Consider the following 25543-nt stretch of genomic DNA (forward strand, 5'->3'; position numbering starts at 1 on the left):
GCTTGGGAAGTCCGCATCGTCCCACCAAGCTCACTTTGCCAATTCGCCGGCGATGCCGACGACCTTTGCCGCGTCCGGCGCCGAGCGCAGCACGCCGATTTTGTGATAGAACTCACCGGCCTGCGACACGAGTGCAAAGGCCGGGCTGCGGTCACCGGAGAAGAACGCCGCGTTGTCCTGTTTGGTAAAGAAGCGAACGTCCTTCAGCGTCCCCTCGAGTGTCTCGGTGCTCATTTTCAGATTTCGAGCAATGATCTCATGCGCCTCCGCCGGATTCTTCCCCATGAAGGCGATGCCTTCGAAGTAGGCGCCGACGAAAGCCTTCATCTCCGTCTTGTGCTCGTTGGCATAGTCTGACTTCGCGGCTAGCGCATCGACGATTAGGCCAGGCATCGAGCTGGTGTCGGCCAGAATTTTGCCGAAGTCGGTGGCTGCGGCCTTGGAAAGCCAGGGCTGCCACGTCACGGCTGCATCGACGCTACCGGCAACGAAGGCTGCGCCGGCGTCACCGGACTTCATGTCGATGATATGGACGTCTTCGAGCGTCAATCCTGCCTTGTTGAGGGCCTGCGCCAGAAGGAACTGGGAGACCGAGCCTTTCTGAACACCGACTGATTTGCCCTTCAGGTCCGCGACGGTGGCGATCTCTTTCTTCGCCACGATTCCGTCGCCGCCGGCCGACTCGTCGAGCGCGGTCAGCACCTTCAGGTCGGCTCCATTTCCCGAAAACAGCGCGAAGTTGTCCATCGTCGAGGCGACGATGTTGATCTGACCGCCCTGCATCGCGGCGATGGCGTCGGATGATGCCTCGATGATCTGCAGGTTTACATCCAGTCCTGCCTTTTCGAAGAAGCCCTTTTCCTGGGCGATGTAGAGCGCGCCGTAACCGATCCAGGTCGAGTGCGCGACCGAAATCTTTTCCGCCGCATCAGCAGCGTTCCAGCTCGCAGACATCGCGATTACTCCCGCGAGAGCGAGTCCCTTAAGCAGTTTCATTGACGTTCCCCATCGTTGTTTTGGCGACTGTCTTCTGTCGACAATCCTCAGTCTCATATAGATCCGATTTAGTCAATGCGAAATGGTCCTCTCGCGATAACTGTGATTTATGGGCTGGCATCACCCCATCAAGTCGTGCGGGATTATCCTGAAACGGCGGAGGCACGGTCGAAAGGCGGAATATGCGTTTAGAGATCCCACCCCTGGACAAGGTCGACATTCGGCTCCTTCGGGTCTTTAAGGCGGTGACCGAATGCAATGGTTTCGCGGCCGCCGAGGAAACGCTCGGTCTGGGCCGATCAACCATCTCAATCCACATATCCGACTTGGAAACGCGGTTCGGCCTGAAGCTTTGCATTCGCGGTCCTAGTGGGTTCTCTCTCACGCCACAGGGACAGGTCGTGTATGAGGCCACCCTGCGGCTCTTTAGCGAGATCAACAGTTTCAGAACGACAGTCGCCGGGTCCAAGGGGCAACTCATGGGCGAACTGACGATATGGCAGATGGAGAACATTGCGAGCGATCCGCTGAACCCTCTGGTCGGCGCCCTTCAGCGATTTCGCGAGCGCTCGAATGGCGTTGAAATAACCATGAATGTGGTGCCATCCAACGATGTCGAGCGGGCGGTCTATGATGGTCGTTGCGATCTTGGTCTTACCGGAAGCCGAAGCCCGCTGAATGGCTTGAAGTACGAGGAGGCCTACTCAGAAAAAATAACGCTTTACTGTGGTTCGAAGCACCCGCTGTTCGGCCGCTCGGAAAGCACGCTCACCGATGATGACCTGCGGCAGGTTGACTTCGTCCGGCGAGGGTTTGTCACTCAGGAGCAGGAAATGGTCGAAACGGGTTGGAACTCAACGGTTATTTCGATGCACGTCGAAGCAACTCTCCAGTTCATCTTGACTGGTCTCCACATCGGCTATCTTCCTGATCAGTACGCTGCGGCTTTGGTTGACCTAGGCATACTGCGAAAAATCAATCCGCAACGCTTCAGCGTGAATTGGCCGGTGTACATCGTGTCTCGGGAGAGCAACGCTCCGTCGGTCCTCGTCTCAACGTTTCGAGATGATCTCCTCAGCGAGTCACGACGCATAGCAAGCCAGGAAACAAATTGAACCACGTCACAAGAGGGTTTGGGCGATCAGCGCCAGCACCCGTTCTCCTTCCTTGAATTGCGTTTTGTCGATAAACTCGTCGACCTGATGAGCCTGGGATATACTCCCCGGCCCGAACACCACTGTAGGAAGCCCCGCCGCCTGGAAGAAGCCGGCCTCAGTCGCATATGACACGGCTTTGACATTCGGCGAGGAACTGACGCGGCTTACGAGCTGTTCCGCAGCACTGGAGGGTTCTCTGACAAGTGGGGGAATATCGAAACGCTCGGTGATCTTGATCTCAGAACCGGGGGCAGTCGCACGCAGCCCAGGAAGTACGACATCCCGCGCAAAGTTTGAAATCCGGGCAAAAATAGTTGCAGCCTGCCCCGGCTCCACTGTTCGGGCCTCCATCTGGAAGCTGCACCGCGCGGGGATGACGTTTCCAGCGGTGCCTCCTTCGATGAGACCGACGGTGACAGTGGGATGCGGCACGTCATAGAGCTCGGCATTGGGTGAGGGCCGTTTCTCGAACTCCCTGGCAATCTCCTCCACCTCGCACACCAGGCGAGCGGCCGCATGAATGGCGTTCGCGCCCAAGTGCGGAAGACTTGAGTGGGCCGCTTTGCCGAGAACTTCGATCGTCCAATCGAGCGCGCCTTTGTGCGCGCCCACGATCTGCATTTCCGTGGGTTCGCCGACGATGACGGCGAGAGGCTTCGGGACGGACTTCTCGATATGGCGGACGATCGGTTTCACACCTTCACAGGAAATCTCTTCGTCATAAGAAAACGCAAGGTGGAGCGGTTTCCTAAGCTCGGCAATGGGAATGGTAGCGGCAAGCGAGAGGGCAAGGGCGAGGAAACCCTTCATGTCCACCGCCCCACGCCCATAGAGGCGCCCATCCGCCTGTCGCAACGCGAATGGGTCGGAGGTCCAGGACTGGTCCCCCGCGGGAACGACGTCCATATGGCCTGACAGGACAATCCCGCCCGAAACCATTGGCCCCAGCGTCATGAGCAGGCTGGTTCGGGTGCCATCGGGCGAGGGGAACCTTTGGATGGCTGCCCCCAAGGATTTGGCGAACGTTTCGACATAGTCCACGATGTCGTGATTGGATTGACTCGATAGCGACTTGAATCCCACCAGCTTGGACAGGATCTCGATAGCGTCTGTGGAGGGCATCCTTCATCCTTTGGTTCCAGTGGGTGCGACGGCGACTCAGCCCGAAGGATGAAGCCGCCGTCGCCGTCCGCCGGCAAATGGGAGGATGCCGTTGGTCGCCTCGCCAACACTGTTCATTTCGCGGAGTATGAGAGGTGAGCCAGGCAAGCCGATATCTCCTTCAATACATCCAACCGCCGAAGACGAACGTTTCCCAGACTTGGCTCTTAGTAGTCGCCAATCGGACGGCACATGATGTCAAACTTTCAAACAAGGGTTTGAGGGGCCTCGTGTCGACAGTGGACAATCGGTTTGCGATGCTAGATTTCGGCAAGGTGTGAGATGAGGTTTCAGATTGGACTGGGTTGGACAGATCGCATCGGGCACGATTTTGACCGTTGGGCTGGCACTTGCGACGCTTCCGGTAGGGCTGTTGCTTGGATTGGTGCTGGCCTTGGCATCAAGGTCGGAAAGTCTTTGCCTCCGGTTCGTTGCGGCGGTTTACTCGACAGTCTTCCGCGGCTTGCCGGAGCTTCTGACGCTGATCGTGATCTATTACGGAGCGCAGGAACTGCTTAATCAGTTCGCTGACGAAATCGGGATCGACGGATTTGGCGAGATCAGCCCGTTCGCAGCCGGCGTATTCTCCTTGGCTCTCGTTTTCGGGGCCTTCTCCGCGGAAGTCTTCCGGTCTGCGCTGAACTCCATTGCCAGCGGCCAGGCCGAGGCCGCGCAGGTGATCGGCCTTAATCGCTTTCAGACATTCAAGGATGTCATCGCACCGCAGATGCTGCGGGCGGCGATGCCTGGCCTGTCGAATACGTGGATTGTATTGTTGAAAGATACATCATTGGTCTCGATCATCGCGCTCAATGACCTCATGCGGACGACCAGCCTGGCGGTATCGAGCACCAAGCAACCCTTCGAGTTCTACGGGGCCGCCTGTATCATCTATCTCCTGTTGACCACGGTCTCCGAACGCACCGCGGGCGTTCTCGAGGTACGGCTCTCGCGTGGATATGCCAGGACCGCGTCTTGAACCTGTTCCTGCCCGATTTTGCCCCTCAGCTTTTGGCCGGGTTTGCCGTCACCCTGAAGATCGTGGCCATGTCCGCCTTGCTGGGGTTCCTTGCAGCGATTCCGCTAACGATGGCGCTTCTCAGTAGTCGTGCATCCATCCGTCTCATAGCTAGTTCATACCTGCTCTTCTTCCGCGGTACGCCGCTGCTCGCGCAGCTTTTCCTGGTCTACTACGGAAGCGGTCAGTTCCGCGCAGCTCTGGAGGGTGTCGGCCTCTGGTGGCTATTCGCGGACCCTTTCTTTTGCACGATCTTGACGTTTTCACTGAACACCGCAGCCTATCAGGCCCAGATTTACCGGGGCGCAATAAACTTGGTAGCGCGCGGACAAACTGAGGCGGCACAGACCCTCGGTTTGTCCCGCTACAACACGTTTATCTACATCTTGATTCCGCAGGCGATGGTCGTCGCGGTGAGACCGCTCGGCAATGAGCTTGTCCTTCTTGTAAAGGCGAGCGCGGTCGCTTCCATCGTCGCCGTCTATGATCTGATGGGCGCCGCCAGATTGGTCTATGCGAGGAGTTTCGAACTAAGCCCATATCTTTGGGCAGGGCTTATCTACATCTGCTGCGTCGAGGTGCTCAGGTTGAGCTGGAATGTCCTTGACCGTCGGTTTCGGCGGCATCTGCCGAACAGCCATTGACAGATGTCTGCGCATCGATAAATTGGCGACTGTCGACAATAAAAACCTGTCGATCCCCCGGAGGAACAAATGAATTTGAAACGTCTTATGACGGCAACCGTCTTTGCGGCTGTCTGTTCGGTCAACTCGGCTTACGCACAGCAGATGCTGAAAATAGGAACGGAGGGTGCCTTTCCTCCCTTCAATTTTGTCGATGCCAACGGCCAGCCGCAAGGGTTTGAAGTCGATCTCGGTTATGCGATCTGCAAGGCGGCCAAGCTCACTTGCACATTTACCGCCATTGCGTTCGACGGTCTGATTCCTGCACTCAAGGCAAAGAAGATCGATGCGATCATCGCCTCGATGAACATCACCGACGAACGCAAGAAAGTCATCTCGTTCGTGGGGCCCTATTACGTCGATCCGCCGCGCTTCGTTGGCAAATCTGGATCGTCTGCCGATGTCAGCCCGGCGGGGCTTAAGGGCAGAACCATCGGTGTAGCGTCGGGAACGATCAGCGAGAGTTACGTTCGCGACGTTGCCGGGACAACAGCAAAAATCACGAGCTATCCGAGCCTGGACAATGCCCTTCTTGACTTGTCGGCCGACCGCGTCGAACTCGTCCTTGACAACGCAATCGCCCTCTCCGAGGGATTTTTGAAGAAGCCTGAAGGAAAGGGGTTTGAGTTTATCGGACCCGCGCTGTCGGACACCAAGCATTTCGGCATCGGCCCAGGCATTGGAATTCGCCAGAACGATAAGGCTACGGCATCTGCGCTTGCTTCAGGTCTGAAGGCGGTACAGGACTCCGGCGAGTTCAAAGCATTGAGCCAGAAGTATTTTGGCATGGATATCTCTCCGAAGAAGCCATGAGCATTCGGAGCAAGAGCATGGATTCTGAACGACACACAACCACTCCGGCGATCGATGTCGCCGGAGTGTCCAAACGATTTGGCCTACACCCGGTTTTGACGGCAATCACCTTGCAGATGCCTGTCGGAAAACGGTTCGTCGTCTGCGGTCCGTCGGGGTCGGGCAAGTCGACCCTTGTACGCTGCATCGTCGGTCTTGAGCGAAGATCCGCGGGCTCAATCAGGGTGGCGGGTCATGATCTCGATCCGGATTGTGCGAACGCAAGACAACTCGCCGGCGACGTTGGAATGGTTTTCCAGCAATTCAATCTTTTCCCGCACCTTACCGTCATGGAAAACCTCATCCTGGCGCCGCGGCGCGTGAAGAAGATGACACGGGCTGCTGCGGAGGAAATCGCCATGACGCAGCTGAGCAAGGTGCGCGTGGAGCAACTAAAGGATAAGTATCCGTCTGAGTTATCAGGAGGTCAGCAGCAACGCGTGGCAATCGCCCGCGCTTTGACGATGCAGCCTGCCGTGATGCTCTTCGACGAGCCGACCTCGGCGCTCGATCCCGAACTGGTGAACGAAGTGCTCGACGTCATGCTGGGTCTTGCCGACGAAGGGATGTCGATGATGATCGTCACGCATGAGATGCGGTTTGCGAGGCAGATCGCCGACCAGATCGTCTTTATGGATCAGGGGGAGATCGTCGAGGTTACGCCGCCCGACTGCTTCTTCAACGCGTCCCAAAATTCCAGAGTGCGTTCTTTTGTGGAAGCCACGACAAGGGGATAGGTGTGTCAGTCGCTAGGCCTTGATGGTTGGAACTACGAAAGCAAATGGAACTCGTGACTGACGTTGCTTGGCAGCATTAGTTCATACGCATCCAGAGCTCCTCTACGATATCCCAAGACGGCGGGTTCCGTCGCGCGCCATCTCCGTTTTTTTGGCATCGACTAGATCGCAACTGGGATCGGTGGAACTGGTCGTTGCGATCTGGCGGCGAAGCCGATCGACGAACCGAAGGCGATCTGGATCAGCCGGCGGAAACGGCCCGAGGCGTCGCCAAAGGCGAGCGTCAAACCGGCGACCACGTGGGGGTTCGACAGCGAATGGCACCGCGCGCTCAGGAGCGAGCGCAGCCAAAACCAGGACCAGTCCCCAAGCAAAACCACCGGCACTATGAGGAGTTACATGACCAGTTCCGACCTTGCATCCAAATTGAAAGATGGCACTCTCCTAGTCGACAAAGCCTTGGTGGGCGGACGCTGGGTGGGAGCCAGCGAAGGATCCATCTTCGCCGTGACCGACCCCGCCACCGGCGAACACATCCTATCAGTCCCGGATCTCGGCGAACTGGAGCTCCGGGAGGCAATCGATGCTGCCCACAAAGCGCAGAAGAAGTGGGCGAAGCTGGCTGGAAAGGAACGAGCATCATACCTTCGAAAGCTGTATGACCTCGTCGTTCAAAATGTCGAAGACCTTGCGGTCATTCTGACCGCAGAAATGGGCAAGCCCCTCCAAGAAGCCCGGACCGAAATTCTCTACGGGGCGTCCTACATCGAGTGGTTCGCCGAGGAAGCAAAACGGATTTACGGCGATGTCATTCCCGGCCATCAGGCTGACAAGCGCATTTTCGTGCTGAAGAGTCCGGTTGGTGTGGTTGGCGCAATTACGCCCTGGAACTTCCCGAGCGCGATGCTCGCCCGGAAACTTGCGCCCGCTTTGGCGGTGGGGTGTTCGATGGTCGCCAAGCCGGCCGCGCAGACACCATTGTCGGCGCTCGCCCTTGGGGTACTTGCGGAGAGGGCCGGTATCCCGGCGGGCGTGCTGAACATCGTCACATCCACCAACGCAGCAATGGTTGGTTCGGTGCTCTGCGCAAGCGACAAAGTTCGAAAGATCTCGTTTACAGGCTCGACGAATGTCGGGCGAATCCTCATGAGGCAGGGTGCAGACCAGATCAAGAAGCTCAGCCTTGAGCTTGGCGGCAATGCACCGTTCATCGTTTTCAACGACGCTGATATCGACGCGGCCGTGGAAGGGGCGATCGTCGCTAAATTTCGCAATGCGGGCCAGACCTGCGTCTGCGCAAACCGCATCTATGTGCAGTCGGGAGTCTACCAGGAGTTCGCGTCGAAACTCGCAAGCCGGGTGCGCGACCTGAACGTCGGCAATGGCTTTGCAGAAGGGACGCAAATCGGCCCTCTGATCGACGAAAATGCAGTCAAGAAGGTCAATGAGCATTTGCAGGACGCGCTGTCGCACGGCGCACATATAGCGACAGGCGGGACAAGCGGTGAACAAGGCAAGCAGTTTTTCTCGCCGACCGTACTGCTCGGTGTCACCTCCAAGATGAAGGTGGCGACGGAAGAAACCTTTGGTCCCCTTGCGCCTTTGTTCTCATTCGAGACAGAGGAGGAGGTCGTGGCAATGGCGAACAAGACCGAGTTCGGTCTTGCCGGCTATTTCTACTCGCGAGATGTCGCTCGTATATTCCGCGTTGCCGAGGATCTTGAAACTGGGATGGTGGGTATCAACACAGGTCTGATCTCGACCGAGGTCGCTCCGTTTGGCGGCGTGAAGCAATCGGGGATAGGACGGGAAGGCTCGAAATATGGGGCCGACGACTACATCAATATCAAATACATCTGCTTGAGTATTTCGTAGCCGACGATCGAGGCTTGGTAAGCGTGGCGGAATGGGTGCCGCTTGCGGGAATGCCCTCAATCCGGCTCTCGTCGCGGCAATGGCCATCGTGCAGGCTTTGACGTTCGCAATCATCAAACTTTGGTTTGGTGCAACATAATTTCGAATTTCCTCCGGTGATCTAAACAGGGCCAGGTGAGTCTCGGCCTCTCCTGCGCAGCGATGCGGCGAAGCCGGGCTTCCCGTAGACCAAAAGCTCAGAACGGGACGAGGGGGTGCTGAGATCGGCTTCCAGCCTCACCGCCACCTTGGGTGATTTCGACGCGCCGGATTTTTTGAGGATCATCATCACTGGCAGGCGCTCTTCGATGCGTCACCGATGGAGGTAAGAAAGCAGATGCATGAACCAGGACATGGGCAGCTACTTCAATCGGTTCTCCGTCCCGTCCGAGGTCATTTCCTTCGTCTGCCGTCCGATAGGCCATTTCATCGACGGCAAGGAAGTTGATTCATCTGCCGACGTCATCGATGTCATCGAGCCGTTCACCCGTCAAAGATTGACAGGTCTGGCAAGCGGAGGTGCAGAAATTGTCGATCGCGCAGTGCGTTCATCCCGCAAGGCTCTCACAGGTCATTGGGGTAGAATGCCGCCGCTGGAACGACAGAAGCTTATCCTGCGATTGGCTGATGCGATCGATGCCGACGCAGATTTCCTGGCCCATCTGGAAACCATCGACGTAGGGAAATCGATTTCCGACGCGAGGTCGATCGACGTTTTCGGCTCGATCGCAAATTTTGAGTATTTTGCAGGCTGGACGAGCAAGCTGGATGGCAGGACAGCGAGCGCAGTCTCCCTACCGGGCGAGACGCTGACCTACACCATCAAGGAGCCGGTCGGGGTGGTCGCGGCAATCATCCCGTGGAATTTCCCGCTGCAGATCCTCTCTTGGAAACTCGCGGCCGCGCTTGCTTGCGGATGCACAGTCGTCTGCAAACCGTCGGAGCTCACGCCTCTCTCGGCAATGAGGGTCGCCCAACTCGCGACCAAGGTTGGTTTTCCTGATGGCGTTATCAACGTCGCAAACGGCTTTGGCCATATCATCGGCCAGGCATTGGCCGCCCACCCGGGTATCGACAAACTTTCGTTTACTGGTTCGACAGCGGTGGGAACGGCGGTTGGGAAAACCGCACTCGATACGATGAAGCGTCTGACGCTTGAGCTCGGAGGCAAATCGCCTGTTATCGTGACGAGCAAGGCGAACCTGGATAACGCAGCGAACGCTATTTTATCAGGGATATTCATGAATTCCGGCCAGGTCTGCGACGCGGGATCGCGCGTCTACGCCCATGCCAGCGTCCACGACGAATTGGTCGAGAAGCTGAAGGACGGTGCAGAGAGTTTGACAATCGGTCCTGGTTTGGATCCGAACTCCAGGATCACCCCACTCGTCTCGGCGGCGCATCGGGGCCGCGTCCTGGAGCATATCAAGAGCGCGCATTTGGAAGGCGCATTACTCGTTACAGGCGAAGGGCTAGGCGGAACGGGTCGCGAGGACGGCATTCTTCGTCCGACGATCTTCGCTGAATGCTCCGAAGGAATGGGAATTTTCCGCGATGAAATATTCGGCGCCGTTCTGGGCGTTGCACGATTTGAGACCCTTGATGAGGCGGTGGAAAGGGCCAATGCGAGCATCTATGGCCTGGCTGCCGCTGTCTATTCCGACAATGTCGACGAAACAGTGCAGCTCTCCCGGCGGCTCAAAGCCGGGAACATCTACATCAATGCACATGGGCTCCTGGATCCGACCATGCCATTCGGTGGCGTGGGAGCTTCGGGCTTTGGCAAGGACATGGGACCGGAACAACTCGACGGATTCCTGACAACAAAAAGCATCTACCTTCAACTCGGAAAGTGATGCGCAACTATTTCACACAGCGCTTCGGGAGGAGGCAACGATGGAAACATTGCGGCGAACTAACACTGATCAGGAGCTGCCACGGTTTTCGGAGCACACTCGGGCCATCGCCAGTGAAGGAGCGGCAGGCTGGGCGATCGCGGACGCGGCGGCGGATGCTGTAGATCGAGGCGAAGACGTCGTCAGCCTCTGCCTTGGGGATACCTCGTTCGACACGCCGACGAGGGTATCTGAAGCTGCCATTCAAAGCATCCGAGGCGGTCGGACGCACTACGCTCCGGTTCCGGGCACGCCCGGCCTTCGTCGCAACATTGCTGCCGCGCAAAAGCGGTTCGATGGGCGTGATTGGAGTGCAGCACAAGCCATTGTATTCGGTGGAGCACAAAACGCTCTTTTCGCCGCCCTGATGACCGTTGCCGGAGCTGGCGACGAGGTGCTCTGCCTCGAGCCTTGGTATGCCACATACGAAGCGGCAATACGCGCCGGTGGAGCAGTGGCCCGGCCCGTCAAACTATCGCTGCAAAATGCACGACAGAAGATATCCGAGGATATTCTCCGTGCAGCGGTAGGAGATCGAACGCGGGCGATCTTGCTGAACTCCCCAAACAATCCCGGCGGATATGTGTTCGGCAAGGAGGATCTGGAAACCGTTGCGAGGTTTGCTGAGCGGCACAATCTGTGGATCATCAGTGATGAGGTTTACCGCAGCACAATCTTCGACGGCGAGTTCCTCTCAGTAACGTCCATTCCCGGCATGACGGAGCGGACCATAATTGTGAACAGCCTGTCCAAGTCTCATGCAATGACTGGCTGGAGGCTAGGATGGACGCTTGGGCCGGTCTCGGCATCAGTTCATTTGGAAAATCTTGCGCAATGCATGCTCTTCGGATCGCCGACCTTTATTCAGGATGCCGCAGCGGTGGCTCTCGATGAGGCGGGTGACGAAGAGATGCGGTTTTTCGCAAGCGAACTCAAGCGCAGACGCGATCTGATGTGCGCTAGGCTCTCCGAGATTCCCCAGCTGAAATTCGCGAGGCCGGGTGGCGGCATGTTCTGTTTCGTCGACGTCAGTGCAACGGGTTTACCCGGCACTGAGTTTGTCGAGCGTCTGTACTCCACGGAACGACTGGCAATCGTGCCGGGCGTCGCGTTTGGGCCGGATATGAAAAACTTCATACGCATCTCTTTCTCGGGCGCTGACTCCGTGATTGAGAGCGGCATGGCACGGCTGAAACGTTTTTGCGCGAAATCGTAGCAACAACGTTCGCGGGATCTGATTTGAGAATACGTCGACATCCGGCGTGTCGAAGTTGGTAACTGCTCGTGGGCGAGCCGCCCCGACTCTTGATACTGGGCAAGCGATCAGTCTGGGCAAAAGGGGTCTTGAGCGCACAGGTCAATCTGTGCGAGCCATGCTACATCCCCTTCGGCGGTACAACATTTGTTGTACCTTTCGGGAGAAACGGTACAGAATCGGACGAAACGAGACAACCGCAAAAGTGTTTTAGAAGGTGTAAGTAGTGGAAAACGAAAGGAAATCGCAGATTGGCGTATCTCGGCGTTTCGCCATTGCGCCCATGATGGATTGGACGGATGTCGCGAAAAGCAACGTCTATTCAAAAACTTAAGGGGCGTCACCTCCTCGAAGTTGTACTGCTGTCGTACTCGTCAACAGCGCTTGGGCACAAATGGGTCGCGTTTCAGAGTGCGTGACTATCAGGATTTGAACCTGTGAACTTCAGGGGGGTGAGTTTTCGAGCCGGAATGCTGGTGCACTGGCGCCTAAGTATCTCCCGTTTCCGCTTACGCTTACGCCTACCGGGTCTTCCGTGCCTACTTGCGCGGAGAACCTGGGGGACGGGTTGATCGCCGTCTTCGAGCTCACCAATCATCCCGAAATCGACTGTGACCATAGAGGCGGTCCTGACGGCCTATGACGCGCTGATTGCTGGTCAGCCACGACGAGACGTTTCCTTGCGAATGTCGGCGCGCCAACCGGCGGAATGATCTCGGAAACTTTGCCTATTGACGCCTCGCGAAAACCGTATCGTGAGGAAGACCGGATGGCTCAGGGAATGAGCAGAAGCTTTCCCGTGGTGCCACGGCTTTCCATATCGGCATGTGCGCATGCTGCTTCGGCGAGCGGATAAACGCCGCCGATCCGGATCTTCAGATCGCCGCTGGCGATACAGTCGAATAGTTGTCCGGTGCGGGCGCGAAGCAGTGCCGGCGTGTGGATATGATCGAAGAACCTTGCGTAGCCGATCTTGATGCTTTTCGGCAGGCTCATGATGTCCAGCGGTCCGGGACCGCCCAGCACCGGGCCGTACCAGCAGAAGGTGCCGGAGCGACGCAGGGAGTCGAGCGAAGCCTGAAAGGTCTTCGGGCCGGAACCGTCGAAGACGACGTGGACGCCTTCACCGGACATTCGAACGACTTCCTCGGCGAATCGCCCCTCAGTGTCCACGATCACATGGTCTGCTCCGGCCTCTCTTGCCACGGCGGTTTTGTTTGCGGACGAGACGCGGCCGATCACGTGCCCGCCCCTCAGCTTTATGATCTGGGTGAGCAGCAATCCGACGCCGCCCGCCGCCGCATGGACCAGCGCCACGTCGCCGGGCTGGACGGGATAGAAGTCGGTGGCGAAGTGGCTGGCAGTCAGCCCCTGCATCATCACGGACGCGGCCGTGCGATCATCGATCCCGTCCGGAATCGGCACGAGCGCATCCGCCGGTACCATCGCCCGATCTGTGTAGCTTCCAGGCGCGTACACCCAGGCAACCCGTTGTCCGGGCCGGAAATGCTCGACTCCATCGCCGACGGCGAGTACCCGCCCGGCACCCTCTACGCCCAGAACCTTGGGATTGGGCGTTTCCGTCCAGGCCATGCCCTGGCGGACGCCGATGTCCATGAAGTTCACGCCCGCCGCGGCGACCTCGACCAGAACTTGTCCGCTCGCGGGCGCAGTTTCGGGGCGCTCGACGATTTCGAGCGCATCAGGTCCCCCGGTGCGGTTCATGACGACGGCTTTCATCGCGATATCTCCCTGGCGGCATTCTCGATCAGCCGCGCTACGGGCCCAGGATTCGACACCATCACCACATGCGAAGCACCCTTAATCGCGATCGTTTCGCGGGCGTGAGCCCGTTCAGCCATGTAGGCAGATGCTCGCGGCGGGATGTTCTTGTCCGCGTCGCCGTAGATGAACCAGCTTGGAATGCTCTTCCAAGCAGCCTTGGCCTGGGCTTCGTTGAGGGCGGCTTCCGCGATTGGCCGCTGCGTTGCGGCCATCAGTCTGGCTTGCGCTTCGGGAGCGTCGGCGGCAAACTGATCGTGGAACTTGTCCTGCTGAATGTAGAGATCCTTTCCACCGCCTGACAGCGCGACAGGAGGAGCGAGTGTCGGACCCAGCGTGCTGCCTGGAAACTTTCCTGCAAGTTGCGCAGCGGTTTCACCCGCCTCCGGCGCAAATGCGGCGACATAGACCAGCGCCTTCACATTGGCATGACCATCGGCAGCGTCGCTGATCACCGACCCGCCATAGGAATGGCCGACGAGAACGACCGGGCTTTTTATCGAGGAAAGCACGCCGGCGACATAGTCTCCGTCGCTTCTGACGCCTCGCAGCGGATTGGCTGCCGCCACGACGGAAAAGCCGTCCTTTTCAAGAATCTCAACGACACCGTTCCAACTCGAAGAGTCGGCGAAGGCGCCGTGAACCAGGACGATGGTGGGTTTGTCAGGCTGCGCTTGGGCGTTACCGAGCGTGGCCGCGATAATTGCGAGGCCTGCGAGCAAGATTTTCATTGGAACATCCTTTCGTTGTGGGGTGCGGTCTTCACCGCGTCGAGCGCAGGTGAGGGGCGGGGATGCCGCCAACTCGCCCTCGTGCCCTGCGTTTCTCTGCGTGGGAACCGAGTTACGGCGCGTAGCGGGTAAAGACGTAGTCGTGTCCCTGGACACGCGCCTCGTGGCAGGCGAAGCATGTTTCGTGCTGCGCTTCGTCGACTGGCTTGCCATTAATGAACCGGCCAAAACCCCAGCCGCCGCTCGACGCGTATTTCTTCGAATCCTTGACCATGACCTGCACCGTTGTGGCCGCGCCAGGAACCGAAGCGGGTTCGAACTCGGCCGACTGCATGCGCTTCCAAGCGAGGTTGACCAGGACGGAACCGTCCGGGAACGGCAGCGTGCTATTTCGATAGGCATCCATTGCGACTGTATTTCCCACGACAGCGCGAAGCTCGTTCAGCGGATCGCCTTCCAGGGCTGGCGCGATGAGCTCCCACCTGCGGTAACCGTCCGGGATCGTCACGCCATAGATCGGCGAGGCTTCCGTGTTGTTCTGAGCTCGAACGATGTCGATCTCCATGCAGCCGATAGCGAGAGCGATCGACACGGTGATGACGGCTGCAATTACAAGATTGCGTCTCATGCGCTCGCTCCGTCCGCACTCAGAACTTGTCGACGTCGATGACGGCCTTTGCGAACGCCTCGGGCGCTTCCTGCGGCAGGTCGTGCCCGATGCCGCCCGTGATCAGCCGATGCTCGTATTTGCCGGAGAATTTTTTCGCATAGGCCGTGGGAACGGGATGTGGGGCGCCGTTCGCGTCGCCCTCCAGCGTGATCGTTGGCACATCGATCACCGGGCCTTTGGCGAGCTTTTCCTCTAGCTCGTCATAGCGGCGCTCGCCTTCTGCAAGGCCGAGCCGCCAACGGTAGTTGTGGATAACGATATCGACGTGGTCGGGATTCCGGAACGCGGCGGCGCTTCTGGCGAAGGTCGCGTCGTCGAAGTTCCAGTGCGGCGAGGCGAGTTTCCAGATCAGCCTGGCGAAGTCATCCGTGTATTTCGCATAGCCGGCGCGGCCGCGGTCTGTCGAGAAGTAGAATTGATACCACCATTGCAGTTCGGCCTGCGGCGGCAACGGCGCCTTGTTGGCCGTCTGGCTGCCGATCAGATAGCCGCTGACCGACACCATGGCCGTGCAGCGCTCGGGCCAGAGCGCGGCAAGGATATTTGCCGTCCGTGCGCCCCAGTCGTAGCCGGCGACGATCGCCTTTTCGACGCCCAGGGCATCCATTAGGTCGATGATATCGACCGCCAGCGCGGCCTGCTGCCCGTTGCGAAGCGTGGCATCCGACAGGAACCGCGTCGTTCCGTGGCCGCGCAGATAAGGGATGATTACCCGATAGCCGGCTCCCGCAAGCAGTGGCGCGACATCGACATAACTGTAGATGTCGTATGGCCAGCCATGCAGCAGTATGACGGGAGGCCCATCCGCTGGGCCATCCTCGGCATATCCGACGTTCAGCAGACCAGCATGGATCTGCTTTAGCGGCGCGAACGCGGTGCGCGATCCGGTTGCGCTGACTACAGCGGTCTGCTCTCCGTCCTGAGCATTCGAGCTTCGGACCGCCCCTAGCTGAGCTAGAGCGACGGTAGCCGCAGCGATGCCGAACAGGCGCCGGCGGTGATGGTCTATGACTTCCGGAATCTTGATTGCGTTCATGGGAGTATTGCCTTTGCTTACGGGGCAGTCTCGGCAGCGCGATTGCCAAGACCGAGGGACTAGATCAGGTTCATTTCGACTTCGATGTTGCCGCGCGTGGCCTTCGAGTAGGGACAGGTCTGATTAGCGGCATCGACGACCGCCCGGGCGTCGTTGCGATCCATCCCTGGCAGGCTCACATTGAGCCGGGCGCTGAGAAAGAAGGCGCCGTCGTTGCTGTTGAGATCGACCTCCGCATCGATCGCAAGATCCGCAGGCAACACGATGTTCATCTTGCGCGCGGCGATCGCCATCGCGCCCTCGAAACATGCCGACCAACCGGCAGCAAAAAGCTGCTCGGGATTGGTGCCGCTGCCCGCGCCGCCGGGCGTCGAGAGCCTGATGTCCAGCCTGCCGTCGGAACTGCGCGAGCCACCCTCCCGGCCGCCCGTTGTGCGCACCTTCGCTGTGTAGAGTCGTTTTGCTTGTTTAGTCATCGCATGCATCCTGTATGAAATTGGATCTACGATCAGCGCAGCGATCTGAAAGCTGCACGGACCTCCTTTGTGAAGATCTCCGGCTGTTCCCAGGCCGCGAAATGCCCGCCGCTCTTGGCCTCATGGAAATAGATGAGGTTGTGGTAGCAGCGCTCGGCCCAGCTTCGCGGCGCGCAGTAGATTTCGCCGGGGAAAACCGTCACGGCGACCGGAAGATTGGCGATTTCCACGGCATTGAAATTGTTGGAATGGTCTTCCCAGTAGATCCGCGCCGCGGAGGTTCCGGAGGTGGTGAGCCAGTAAAGCGAGATGTCGTCGAGCATCTCGTCCTTGGTCAGAACCCGCTCGGGCTCCCCGCCGCTATAGGTCCACTGCGCGAGCTTTTCGTAGATCCATGCGGCCAGGCCGACCGGCGAATCCACTAGGGAGTAGCCGATGGTCTGCGGCCGCGTGACCATCATGGCGGCATAGCCGGAACTGTCCTTGTAGAAGGTGTCGAGCGCATCGAACGCCGCTCTTTCCGTCTCGGTGAGATGGCCGGGGGCTGGTCCGCCGGCTGTGAGGATCGCCGCGATCTCTTTCGGAACGGTGCCTGGCATGTTGACGTGTATGCCAATGAGCCCAGGCACCTTCTGCAGCGCCATGCGATGAGAAATGACGGAACCGCAGTCGCCGCCCTGTGAGACGTAGCGGTCGTAACCCAGCCGCCCCATCAGCACGCCCCAGGCACGGCCGATATGGTCTGAGCCCCAGCCGGTCTCCGTCGGCTTCCCGGAAAAGCCGAAGCCGGGGATTGACGGCACGACGAGATGGAAGGCGTCCCCGGCAGCGCCGCCATGGGCTGTGGGATCGGTCAGCGGCCCGATGACCTTCATGAATTCTAGGATCGAGCCGGGCCAACCATGCGTCATGATCATCGGCATCGCATTCTCATGGCGGGACCGGACGTGGATGAAGTGGATAGCAACGCCGTCGATTTCGGTGACGAACATAGGCAGAGCGTTGAGCTTCGCCTCGACCTTCCGCCAGTCGTAATCGGTCGTCCAATAGTGAAGGAGATTCTGGAGCTTTGCGAGTTGCACGCCCTGCGACTGATCCGTGACGGTTTCCCGCAGGGGCCAGCGCGTCGTTGCCAGACGTCGATGAAGATCGACGATTGCCTCTTCCGGAATGTCGACGCGAAAGGGATGGACAGCTTCGCTGTCTACGCTCGCGCGCGCCATTGCTGGAAGCAGGCTCAAGGCGCCTGTGGCCGCTGATGCGGCAAGCAGGCTTCGCCGCGTGAGCGATGGCGATGATGCGGGCATGGTGGTTCTCCTTGTCCTGTCGGCAGAAAGGTTCTTGCTGCTTTCGACACATAGAAGGAGATCGCCCGAGGTGCCCGTTATGCATTATGATGCAACGTTAGCGCTCGTCGGCGAATGCAGGCTTGCAGCGAAGCCCCCAATTTTGTTCTTCTCATGGGTGAGTGGTCGCCTGCATGAGCCGGGCCGCGAAGGGAGTCTCATGATAGGGCCTGCAAGCGACACGATATCGTTTGGTCCGTTTACGCTTACCGTCCGCGAACGGCTGCTCTTGCGGCAAGGCACCACCGTCGATCTGGGCGGGCGCGCTTTCGATATCCTGGCGACGTTGGCTGCCCGCGCCAACGAGGTGATCAGCAAGAAGGATTTGTTGGCGCACGTCTGGCCCGACGTCACCGTCGAGGAGGGCAGTCTGCGGTTTCACATGGCCAATCTCAGAAAGGCGTTGGGCGACGGCAAAGACGGCGCGCGCTACATCGCTACCTTGAAGGGCCGGGGCTATTGCTTCGTGGCGCCGGTCTCGCGATCGGCCGGGCGGGACGATGCGCGAAGCGAGGCCGCCGCCAGCTACCCGCAGGCCAACCTCCCGAGCCGACTGGCCCGCATGGTTGGGCGAACCGACGACACGGCCGCGCTCTCCGCGGCTTTGGCTGCCGCGCGCTTCGTCACGATCGTCGGCACGGGTGGGGTCGGCAAGACCACCGTTGCGGTGGCGGCCGGGCATCTCCTGGTCGATGCGTTCGCTGGCGCCGTGCATTTCGTCGATCTTGGCGCGCTGAATGATCCCAAGCTGGTTGCGCCGACCGTAGCCTCGATGCTGGGGCTGTCACTTCAGTCCGACGACGCCACGTCCGCTCTCATCACATACCTGGCTGACAAGAGAACCCTCCTGATCCTGGACACCTGCGAGCATGTCATCGACGCGGCGGCAGACCTGGCCGCCCGCATATTCGCTTCCGCGGGGAAGGCCCACATCCTGGCGACGAGCCGGGAGGCTCTCCAGGTCGAAGGCGAGCACGTCTATAAGCTCGCGTCGCTTGCTTGCCCGCCGAACGATTTGGAACCCACCGCGGCAGTTGCGCAGGCGTTCCCTGCGACCGAGCTGTTCTTGGAGCGCGCAGCGGCGAGCGGTGCTCGTCTTGACCTCGACGATTCGGATGCCGGGGTCGTGGCGCACATCTGTCGGAAGCTCGATGGCGTGCCGCTCGCCATCGAACTGGCAGCAGGACGGGTTGGGAGCTATGGCCTGCAGAAGACTGCGATGCTTCTCGACGAGCGCCTGGCCCTCATGTGGCCGGGTCAACGTACTGCACCGCCGCGTCAGAAAAACCTTCAGGCTACTTTGGACTGGAGCTTCGGGCTGCTGTCGGAGTTCGAGCGCCTAGTGCTTCGCCGGCTTGCCGTGTTCGTTGGGCATTTTTCGATTGAGGCGGCGTTGGCAATAGTGACGAGCCCCACCGTCGACGAGGCGCTGGTATTTGGCGCCATCGACAGTCTCGTGGCGAAGTCGATGGTCGCAGCAAGGCCGGCTGGGGCTACAATGCGCTACCGGCTGCTCGATACGACGCGGGCGCATGTCCTCCAGTTCGATTCTCAGGATGCCGAACTCACGGATTTGGCCTCCCAGCACGCGACTTATTGTCTGCGATGGCTGGAGGAGACGGGGGCTGAGTGGCCAACCTTGTCAAGCGCAGCGCAACGGTCACTTCACCTTGCCGGCCTAGCCAATGTGCGTGCGGCTCTGGAATGGTGCTTCGGACCCAACGGGGATGCTCGGCTTGGCATTCGCCTTGCCGCCGCCGCCGCTCCTGTCTTCCTGTCGATGTCCTTGCTCACCGAATGCCATCGGTGGACGGCTCAAGCGGTTCTTGCGCTCGACGACACCACACGCGGAGGACGAGACGAGATGCTCCTTCAGGCAGCCCTCGGTGTCTCTCTGATGTTCACGCGCGGGGGAAGGGACGCAGCGCATATGGCGCTGAACAGAAGCTTCTCCATTGCCGAGGAGCGCGGCGATGCGCTCGATCAGATTCAGGTTCTCGGGCCGTTGCAGATGTTCCATTTGCGTACAGGTGATTTCAGGACGGCTCTCACCTACGCGGAACGCTGTTTCGCCGTTGCCGACGCGCTGGAGGATTCCGTCTCCACGTCATTGGCGCATTCGTTGATGGGAATTTCGCTACACCTCAATGGAGAATTCGGGCGCGCACAGACCGCGCTCCAAGCCGCATTGCGATACGGGCCGCGCTCTGGCCGGACTACGACCAACTATCTCGGCTTCGACGGGAGAGTCCTCGCCGGCGCGATCCTGGCAAGGACGCTTTGGCTGCAAGGCCATCCGGATCGGGCCGTGGAACGCGCGCTGCTTACAATCAAGGACGCAGAGATCCTGAACCATCCGCTGACGCTGTCGATCGCTCTTGTCTGGGCCGTTTCCGTGTTCCTTTGGGTCGGCGATCTCGACCGCGCTGACGAGCATATAGACCGTCTCTTCTTGCGTGCGGAACCCCACTCTCTCGGACCGTATCTGGCGCTAGGACGAGGCTTTAAGGGAGAACTGGCCATTCGTCGAGGCGATGCGGAGAGGGGAATCCAGAGCCTGCAACGCAGTCTCGCGGAGCTCCACGCAGCACCCTACGAACTGCTCACCACCCCGCTCAACGTCGCGCTCGTTCAAGGCCTTGCCGCCACGGGCCGGCTTACAGAGGCCCTCGCACTGCTCGACGACACGATCCTGTCGGTCGAGGCAAACGGAGATCTCTGCTATATGCCGGAATTGCTGCGCGTGAAGGGCAGCCTTGTTTTGGCGTCAGTGCAGTCTGGCACCAACGAGGCTGAGACCTACTTTAGGCGGTCACTCGAAATGAGCCAAGGTCAGGGCGCGTGGGGGTGGGAGCTGCGCGCCGCGATCGACCTGGCTACCCTTCTGATCGATCGCAGAGAACACGAAACCGCCCGAGCGCATCTCCAGCCGCGGTTCGAGCGCTTCGTTGAGGGTTTGGATACTGCTGATCTGAAGTCAGCTGCACGTCTGCTCGCAATGCAGAGTTAGTTTGGTTCCGCAATATGCGACAACGGCAAAAGCCCGTGCCGGGCCGCGACGTCATCTTACACCGAGCAGCTCGTGACCGTCGAGTACGCAGCGCGTCTGACTGCCGACCTGCCCGAACACCTCGATACCTCGGCTTGCGATTCATTTGCCACAGGTTGCTTTTTGCGCGAGGGTTTAAGGATGGGCGAGGGTGCCGTGGGGAACACTCTATTGGACGATGACAGGCCTAATACGGTGCAGAATATTTCTACGGCTGCCAGTTGGTACACCGTCATCGTTCTGTGCCTTGCCTTGCTGATTTCCTTCACCGACCGACTTGTAATCAATCTCGTGGTCGATCCTATCCGAGCAGATCTGATTTTGACGGACTTTGAGGTCAGTCTGCTGCAGGGCGCCGGATTTGCCGTGATCTTCGCGCTGGCAGGTTTACCGTGCGGCCGGCTCGCCGATTGGGCTAACCGCCGCAATGTAATCATGACCGGCATTGCGCTCTGGTCTGTAGCGACGATTGCCTGCGGGTTGGCTGGCGACTTCTGGAGCTTTTTTGCCGCGAGGGTCGCGGTGGGACTCGGCGAGGCGGCGCTGGTCCCGGCAGCTTCGGCGCTGATCTTCGATAGCTTTTCTTCCCGTCGGCGGGGCATTGCGCTCGGTATATTTTCGCTCGGCGCCACGTTCGGCACAGGCGTCGCGATGTTCGTTGGGGGTGTAGTGCTGGCTTTCGCCTCGCTTGAGCCGATTGCGTTGATCGGGCCGCTGGCGCCGTGGCGGCAGATGTTCGTGCTGGTTGGGATGCCGGGTCTGTTGCTGCTGCCGCTGCTTCTGCTCATCCGCGAGCCGCAGCGGCGGCACCTCTCGGGTCTGCTGCCACTCGGGGGGGTGCTCCGCCAACTGGGTGCCGACAACCGCGCAGTGCTCAGGTTGTGTCTGAGCAAAGGGGCGCTCGGGATTGGCAACTACGCTTTCCTCTCCTGGTTGCCGACACTCCTGCAGCGCACGCATTGTATGACCCCACTTGAGGCGGGCGGCCTTATCGCGTTGTCGATCACGACCAGCGGGGTCGTTGCATCGCTTGCCGGCGGCGCGCTCTCGGACTGGATCGTGCGGCGCTGGGGCCTGGCAGCCCGCATCGTCCCGCTTCTTGGATGCTGCACGTTGGCGTTCGCAGGAGCCTCAGCGACGTTTTTCGCCGCTACTGAGCAGCAGATGACGCTCTCCTTCGCCATCTGGGCCTTTGGTTCGATAAGCGGCTATGTGATTGGGCACGTCGTCATGCAGGAAAACGTGCCGAACGAGATGCGCGCCACAACGATTGCGCTTTCTCTCACCATTACGGCGCTGCTCGGCATCGGGCTCGGGCCGACGCTCGTGCCATTGGTGGCCGAACATGTCTTCGGCGGCGAGGCGAACATGCAACCGGCCATGGCGACGGTGAGCCTGGGCGCGGCGCTGCTTTCCTTTGTCGTGATCTGGCCTTCGGTACGCAAAGGGTTGAGAGCGATGGGTGGGTAGGCCAGCGCCGGTTTGTGGAACTGCAGATCATTCTGCCGCCTCCGATTTCATGAGGGCGCGAGCCGGCAGGAGGTTGCCGGTCCAGCATCCCCTCCAGCAGTTTGCGGCGGTGTTCAGCTCTTTCGGAGCCTCATTGAATCTGGCTGCTTTCCATGGCATCGTTTATTGGATTTCGGCTAACCCGTTTATTCAACATAGCCAGGGAGGGACGCTTCCGGCGGCCTATGCTAAACGATCTTGCCAAGCTTTAACCGCGCGTCTGGTTCGCGTTCATCGGGCGCCATTGTGTCGTTCGGCAGCTTCCGCTTGGATATTGCCCGCCGGCTGCTGTTGCGGAATGGCGAGCCGGTGCGGATCGGATCCCGTGCGCTGGATCTCTTGATCGCCCTGGTAGAGCGTGCCGGCGACATTGTCAGCCGGCACGAGTTGCTTGATCTCGTATGGCAAGGCGTAGTCGTCGATGAAGCGGGCGTCAGGGTCCACATGGCAGCGCTGCGCCGGGCCCTTGAGGACGGCCAGGACGGAGCGCGGTATATCGTCAATGTCGCGGGCCGCGGCTACAGCTTTGTCGCCCCGATTGTGCGAGACGACATGGATGCGGCGCCGCCGGCGGTACCGGCTCAAGCGTCCAGGTCGCTTGGTCATGCGCCGCCTCCGCCCCGTTCGCTCATTGGCCGCGAGGCCGTTATCGACAGCTTGAGCGAACTCCTTCTGGAGCGCCGTTTTGTCAGCATTGTCGGATCGGCAGGCATTGGCAAAACGACGGTAGCGGCCGCGATCGCGTTGCGAATGCAATCAGAATTCGCAGATGACAACATTGCCTTTGTCGACCTTGGAGCGGTCTCGGAAACCGGCGTCGTGCCAGGAGCCGTCATCTCGGCGTTGGGGTGTAAACTCGAAGGCACCGACCTTGTCGAAGAGCTTCTATCCTACGTCCGCGACAAGCGCATGCTGGTTGTCTTCGACAACTGCGAGCACCTGATCGATGCGACGGCTTTCCTGGCGGAGCAGCTCGTTCGTGGTGCCCCAGGTCTGCATCTGCTGGCGACCTCTCGGGAATCGTTGCGTGCCGAGGGAGAGACGGTTCACCTGCTGAGCCCCCTTCCGGTTCCCGACAACGAGCTTCCGACCGCAGCGGAGGCGTTGTCGACGGCAGCGGTGCAGGTCTTCATGGATCGGGCGATCGCGAGTGGATTTGAAGGCGGACTGACCGACATCGACGCGCCGGTGGTAGCCGAGATATGTCGGCGGACTGATGGCATTGCGCTGGCGATTGAGATGGCTGGCAGCCGCGTCGGCGCCTATGGCATCCGCGGCGTGGCAGACTTGCTTGCGAGTAATGTGGAACTGCATTTGCCTGGACGGCGAAACGCCGCTCCCCGGCATCAAACGCTCGAAACGATGCTCGACTGGAGCTTCAATCTGCTCACCGAGAACGAGCAGATCGTCCTGGCCCGCCTTTCCGCTTTTGTAGGCTTTTTTACGATGGACGCCGCGCGTTCAATTTCGGGTGACCACGACAGGGCGGCGGTGGCGCCGACGGTGGGGAGCCTGGTTGATAAAAGCCTGGTTTGGGTGCATCCGGTAGACAATGCTGTCTTTTACCGTCTTCCTCACACGACGCGTGCCTATGCGGCGACCAAGCTCAGGGAAATCGGAGACCCTGAGCAGATTTCGCGGCGCCACGCCCGCTATTTCGCGGATCTGTTCAAGGCGGTTGCGCTCAAGCCAGGCTTATACGCCAACATAGAGCGTCATGCGCTGCATATCGGCAATGTGCGCAAGGCGCTGGAATGGAGTTTTTCCGACAAGGAATCTTATGCGATCGGCATCGAACTTGCCGCGGATTCATCTCCGTTGTTTATTGGTCTCTGGCTGCTCGCCGAATGCCGCCATTGGTCCCATCTGGCGCTGGGCATAATTGAAGGTCACAGCCGCGGATCCCAGCAGGAGGTGCGCCTGCAAGAAGCCCTGGCGATCTCATCAATGCATACACAAGGCAATCCGCAAGAAGTTCGTAACGCCATCGAACGCGGACTGGATCTTTCCCAGGCGGATGAAAGTGGCGTGCCGCAGATTCGTCTACTAGCCGGTCTCAGCGTCTTCTTGAGCAGGCTCGGTGATTTCGACGGGGGTTTGGACGCAGCCAGACGATGCATGGTTCTTGCAACGCGCAATGGATCGCTTGCCGAAAAAGTAATTTCTGAGTGGATGGTCGGCACCGCCTACCATCTCGCCGGCGACCAGGCAGCGGCCGTTGAGCACTGTCGACGCGGTTTCAAGCTCGAAGCCACTGTTGGGCGTGTCGAGGTCAATATCTTCGGATATGATCATCATCTGCGCGCCGAAATCGCGCTGGCACGCTGCCTATGGCTCCGGGGCTTCCCCAAGACCGCCAACGGGATGGCGCTCAGGCTCATGAACGAAGCAGAGGGTTCTAGTCTCCCGGGTAATTACAGCATTGCCGCCGTTGCCTCTATTCCTATCCTGCTTTGGGGTGGCGATACGCAGAACTCACGAGAGCACATCGAGCGGGTGATTGCTCATACTGAGAAACATTCTTTGAGGAGCACCGCGGCTGCGGCATGGGCGCTGAAAGGAGAATGGCTCCTGATGACGGGAGAGGCTGCGGCTGCCGTAGACGTGCTGCGACAAGCCCTCCGCATACTTCACCTAGACCCATTTCGCCTGGTCATTCCCCCAGCGTCCCGCGCCTTGGCGGCGGCACTCGTCCATTGTGGCGAACATGACGAAGCTCGTGCATCCATCGCCGAGGCGATTTCTTCGGCCGAAGAAATGGGCCAAAGGCTGTGGGTACCTTCTCTTTACCGGACGCAAGCTGAGATTGCCCTCAAAGCGCCTTGCCCGGATATCGATGCAGCGGAAACGGCCTTGCGAAGATCCATCAAGCTTGCGACAGCTCAGGCTGCCGTCGGTTGGCAATTGAAAGCCGCCGTTCCATTGGCCCGGCTGTTGATAGACAGCGAACGCAGCGCAGAGGCGTTAGGCATTCTGCAACCGATCTTCGAGGAATTTTCGGAGAGAACCGGCACAAGGGACCTCGTGGATGCCGAACGCATTCTGGCATCTCTGAAATAGTTGAAAATTACCCCAGTTCGACGGCTTGCAAATCGGTCTCGAGGTCAAGGTGGCGCGACAATCGCCTGAAGACCCCAGCCCAAGCCGGCGATCGTTTACACCGACCTTTGAGCAGGGATTAGGGGGGTGGTGGTGCGCAGTGACTTGGGCCGCCCAGAAGTCTAGGCTGGCACGACTTCTGCCAGCAGGAAGACCGCCGCATGCCCGCTATCTTGC

General features: G+C 59.5%; 19 protein-coding genes. 11 read left to right on the forward strand and 8 right to left on the reverse strand.

Features of this window, described 5'->3' with window-relative positions; genetic code table 11:
- Window positions 1-30 precede the first annotated feature (30 nt).
- Entirely contained in the window at window positions 31-954 is a 924-nt protein-coding gene (locus NKH43_RS25785; RefSeq protein WP_352860437.1) for an ABC transporter substrate-binding protein, read from the reverse strand.
- Between the two features lie 224 nt (window positions 955-1178).
- Between NKH43_RS25785 and NKH43_RS25790 the strand changes: the two genes are divergently transcribed.
- Window positions 1179-2111, forward strand: a complete 933-nt coding sequence (locus tag NKH43_RS25790; RefSeq protein ID WP_352860438.1) for a LysR family transcriptional regulator — start codon at window positions 1179-1181, stop codon at window positions 2109-2111.
- Window positions 2112-2117: 6 nt separating this feature from the next.
- On the opposite strand, the gene argE is transcribed toward NKH43_RS25790, so the two are convergent.
- Entirely contained in the window at window positions 2118-3275 is a 1158-nt protein-coding gene (argE, locus tag NKH43_RS25795) for an acetylornithine deacetylase (protein ID WP_352860439.1), read from the reverse strand.
- Between the two features lie 334 nt (window positions 3276-3609).
- Here argE and NKH43_RS25800 point away from each other — a divergent pair, with 334 nt between their 5' ends.
- The 7 genes from NKH43_RS25800 (at window position 3610) to NKH43_RS25830 (ending at window position 11629) form a co-directional block, all read left to right on the forward strand.
- Window positions 3610-4293: an ABC transporter permease gene (locus NKH43_RS25800; RefSeq protein ID WP_352860440.1), complete on the forward strand. Its 684-nt coding sequence runs from the start codon at window positions 3610-3612 to the stop codon at window positions 4291-4293.
- Complete coding sequence (locus NKH43_RS25805) at window positions 4290-4976, forward strand: ABC transporter permease (protein ID WP_352860441.1); 687 nt, start codon at window positions 4290-4292, stop codon at window positions 4974-4976. The genes NKH43_RS25800 and NKH43_RS25805 overlap by 4 nt, the downstream gene beginning before the upstream one ends.
- Window positions 4977-5045: 69 nt before the next feature.
- Window positions 5046-5828, forward strand: coding sequence for a transporter substrate-binding domain-containing protein (locus NKH43_RS25810; RefSeq protein ID WP_352860442.1), 783 nt, complete (start codon window positions 5046-5048; stop codon window positions 5826-5828).
- A 17-nt stretch (window positions 5829-5845) separates the two neighbouring features.
- A complete protein-coding gene (locus NKH43_RS25815; protein WP_352860443.1) occupies window positions 5846-6604 on the forward strand; it encodes an amino acid ABC transporter ATP-binding protein in 759 nt (252 codons plus the stop codon).
- A 399-nt stretch (window positions 6605-7003) separates the two neighbouring features.
- On the forward strand, window positions 7004-8479 hold the full coding sequence (locus NKH43_RS25820) for an NAD-dependent succinate-semialdehyde dehydrogenase (RefSeq protein WP_352860444.1): 1476 nt from the start codon (window positions 7004-7006) through the stop codon (window positions 8477-8479).
- A gap of 380 nt (window positions 8480-8859) precedes the next feature.
- Entirely contained in the window at window positions 8860-10374 is a 1515-nt protein-coding gene (locus NKH43_RS25825) for an aldehyde dehydrogenase family protein (RefSeq protein ID WP_352860445.1), read from the forward strand.
- 40 nt (window positions 10375-10414) lie between these two features.
- Window positions 10415-11629: a pyridoxal phosphate-dependent aminotransferase gene (locus NKH43_RS25830; protein ID WP_352860446.1), complete on the forward strand. Its 1215-nt coding sequence runs from the start codon at window positions 10415-10417 to the stop codon at window positions 11627-11629.
- An 813-nt stretch (window positions 11630-12442) separates the two neighbouring features.
- Here NKH43_RS25830 and NKH43_RS25835 read toward each other — a convergent pair.
- The 6 genes from NKH43_RS25835 to NKH43_RS25860 form a co-directional block, all read right to left on the reverse strand.
- The gene (locus NKH43_RS25835; RefSeq protein WP_352860447.1) at window positions 12443-13408 is read right to left on the reverse strand and encodes a quinone oxidoreductase family protein; all 966 of its coding nucleotides are present in this window, start codon (window positions 13406-13408) and stop codon (window positions 12443-12445) included.
- Window positions 13405-14181 (reverse strand): alpha/beta fold hydrolase, encoded by a 777-nt coding sequence (locus NKH43_RS25840; protein WP_352860448.1) that lies wholly within the window; start codon window positions 14179-14181, stop codon window positions 13405-13407. The genes NKH43_RS25835 and NKH43_RS25840 overlap by 4 nt, the downstream gene beginning before the upstream one ends.
- A gap of 112 nt (window positions 14182-14293) precedes the next feature.
- Entirely contained in the window at window positions 14294-14746 is a 453-nt protein-coding gene (locus NKH43_RS25845) for a cytochrome P460 family protein (RefSeq protein ID WP_352860537.1), read from the reverse strand.
- 82 nt (window positions 14747-14828) lie between these two features.
- A complete protein-coding gene (locus NKH43_RS25850) occupies window positions 14829-15887 on the reverse strand; it encodes an alpha/beta fold hydrolase (RefSeq protein WP_502906511.1) in 1059 nt (352 codons plus the stop codon).
- 59 nt (window positions 15888-15946) lie between these two features.
- Entirely contained in the window at window positions 15947-16363 is a 417-nt protein-coding gene (locus tag NKH43_RS25855) for an organic hydroperoxide resistance protein (RefSeq protein WP_352860449.1), read from the reverse strand.
- Between the two features lie 32 nt (window positions 16364-16395).
- Entirely contained in the window at window positions 16396-17670 is a 1275-nt protein-coding gene (locus NKH43_RS25860; RefSeq protein WP_352860450.1) for an epoxide hydrolase family protein, read from the reverse strand.
- Between the two features lie 199 nt (window positions 17671-17869).
- Between NKH43_RS25860 and NKH43_RS25865 the strand changes: the two genes are divergently transcribed.
- From NKH43_RS25865 to NKH43_RS25875, 3 genes are all read left to right on the forward strand, one after another.
- Window positions 17870-20719, forward strand: a complete 2850-nt coding sequence (locus NKH43_RS25865) for an ATP-binding protein (protein ID WP_352860541.1) — start codon at window positions 17870-17872, stop codon at window positions 20717-20719.
- Between the two features lie 72 nt (window positions 20720-20791).
- The gene (locus NKH43_RS25870) at window positions 20792-22228 is read left to right on the forward strand and encodes an MFS transporter (protein WP_352860451.1); all 1437 of its coding nucleotides are present in this window, start codon (window positions 20792-20794) and stop codon (window positions 22226-22228) included.
- A 348-nt stretch (window positions 22229-22576) separates the two neighbouring features.
- Window positions 22577-25327, forward strand: a complete 2751-nt coding sequence (locus NKH43_RS25875) for an ATP-binding protein (RefSeq protein WP_352860543.1) — start codon at window positions 22577-22579, stop codon at window positions 25325-25327.
- The last annotated feature ends 216 nt before the right edge of the window (window positions 25328-25543 follow it).

The sequence above is a fragment of the Mesorhizobium sp. M1163 genome (assembly GCF_040318415.1).
Classification (GTDB): Bacteria; Pseudomonadota; Alphaproteobacteria; order Rhizobiales; family Rhizobiaceae; genus Mesorhizobium.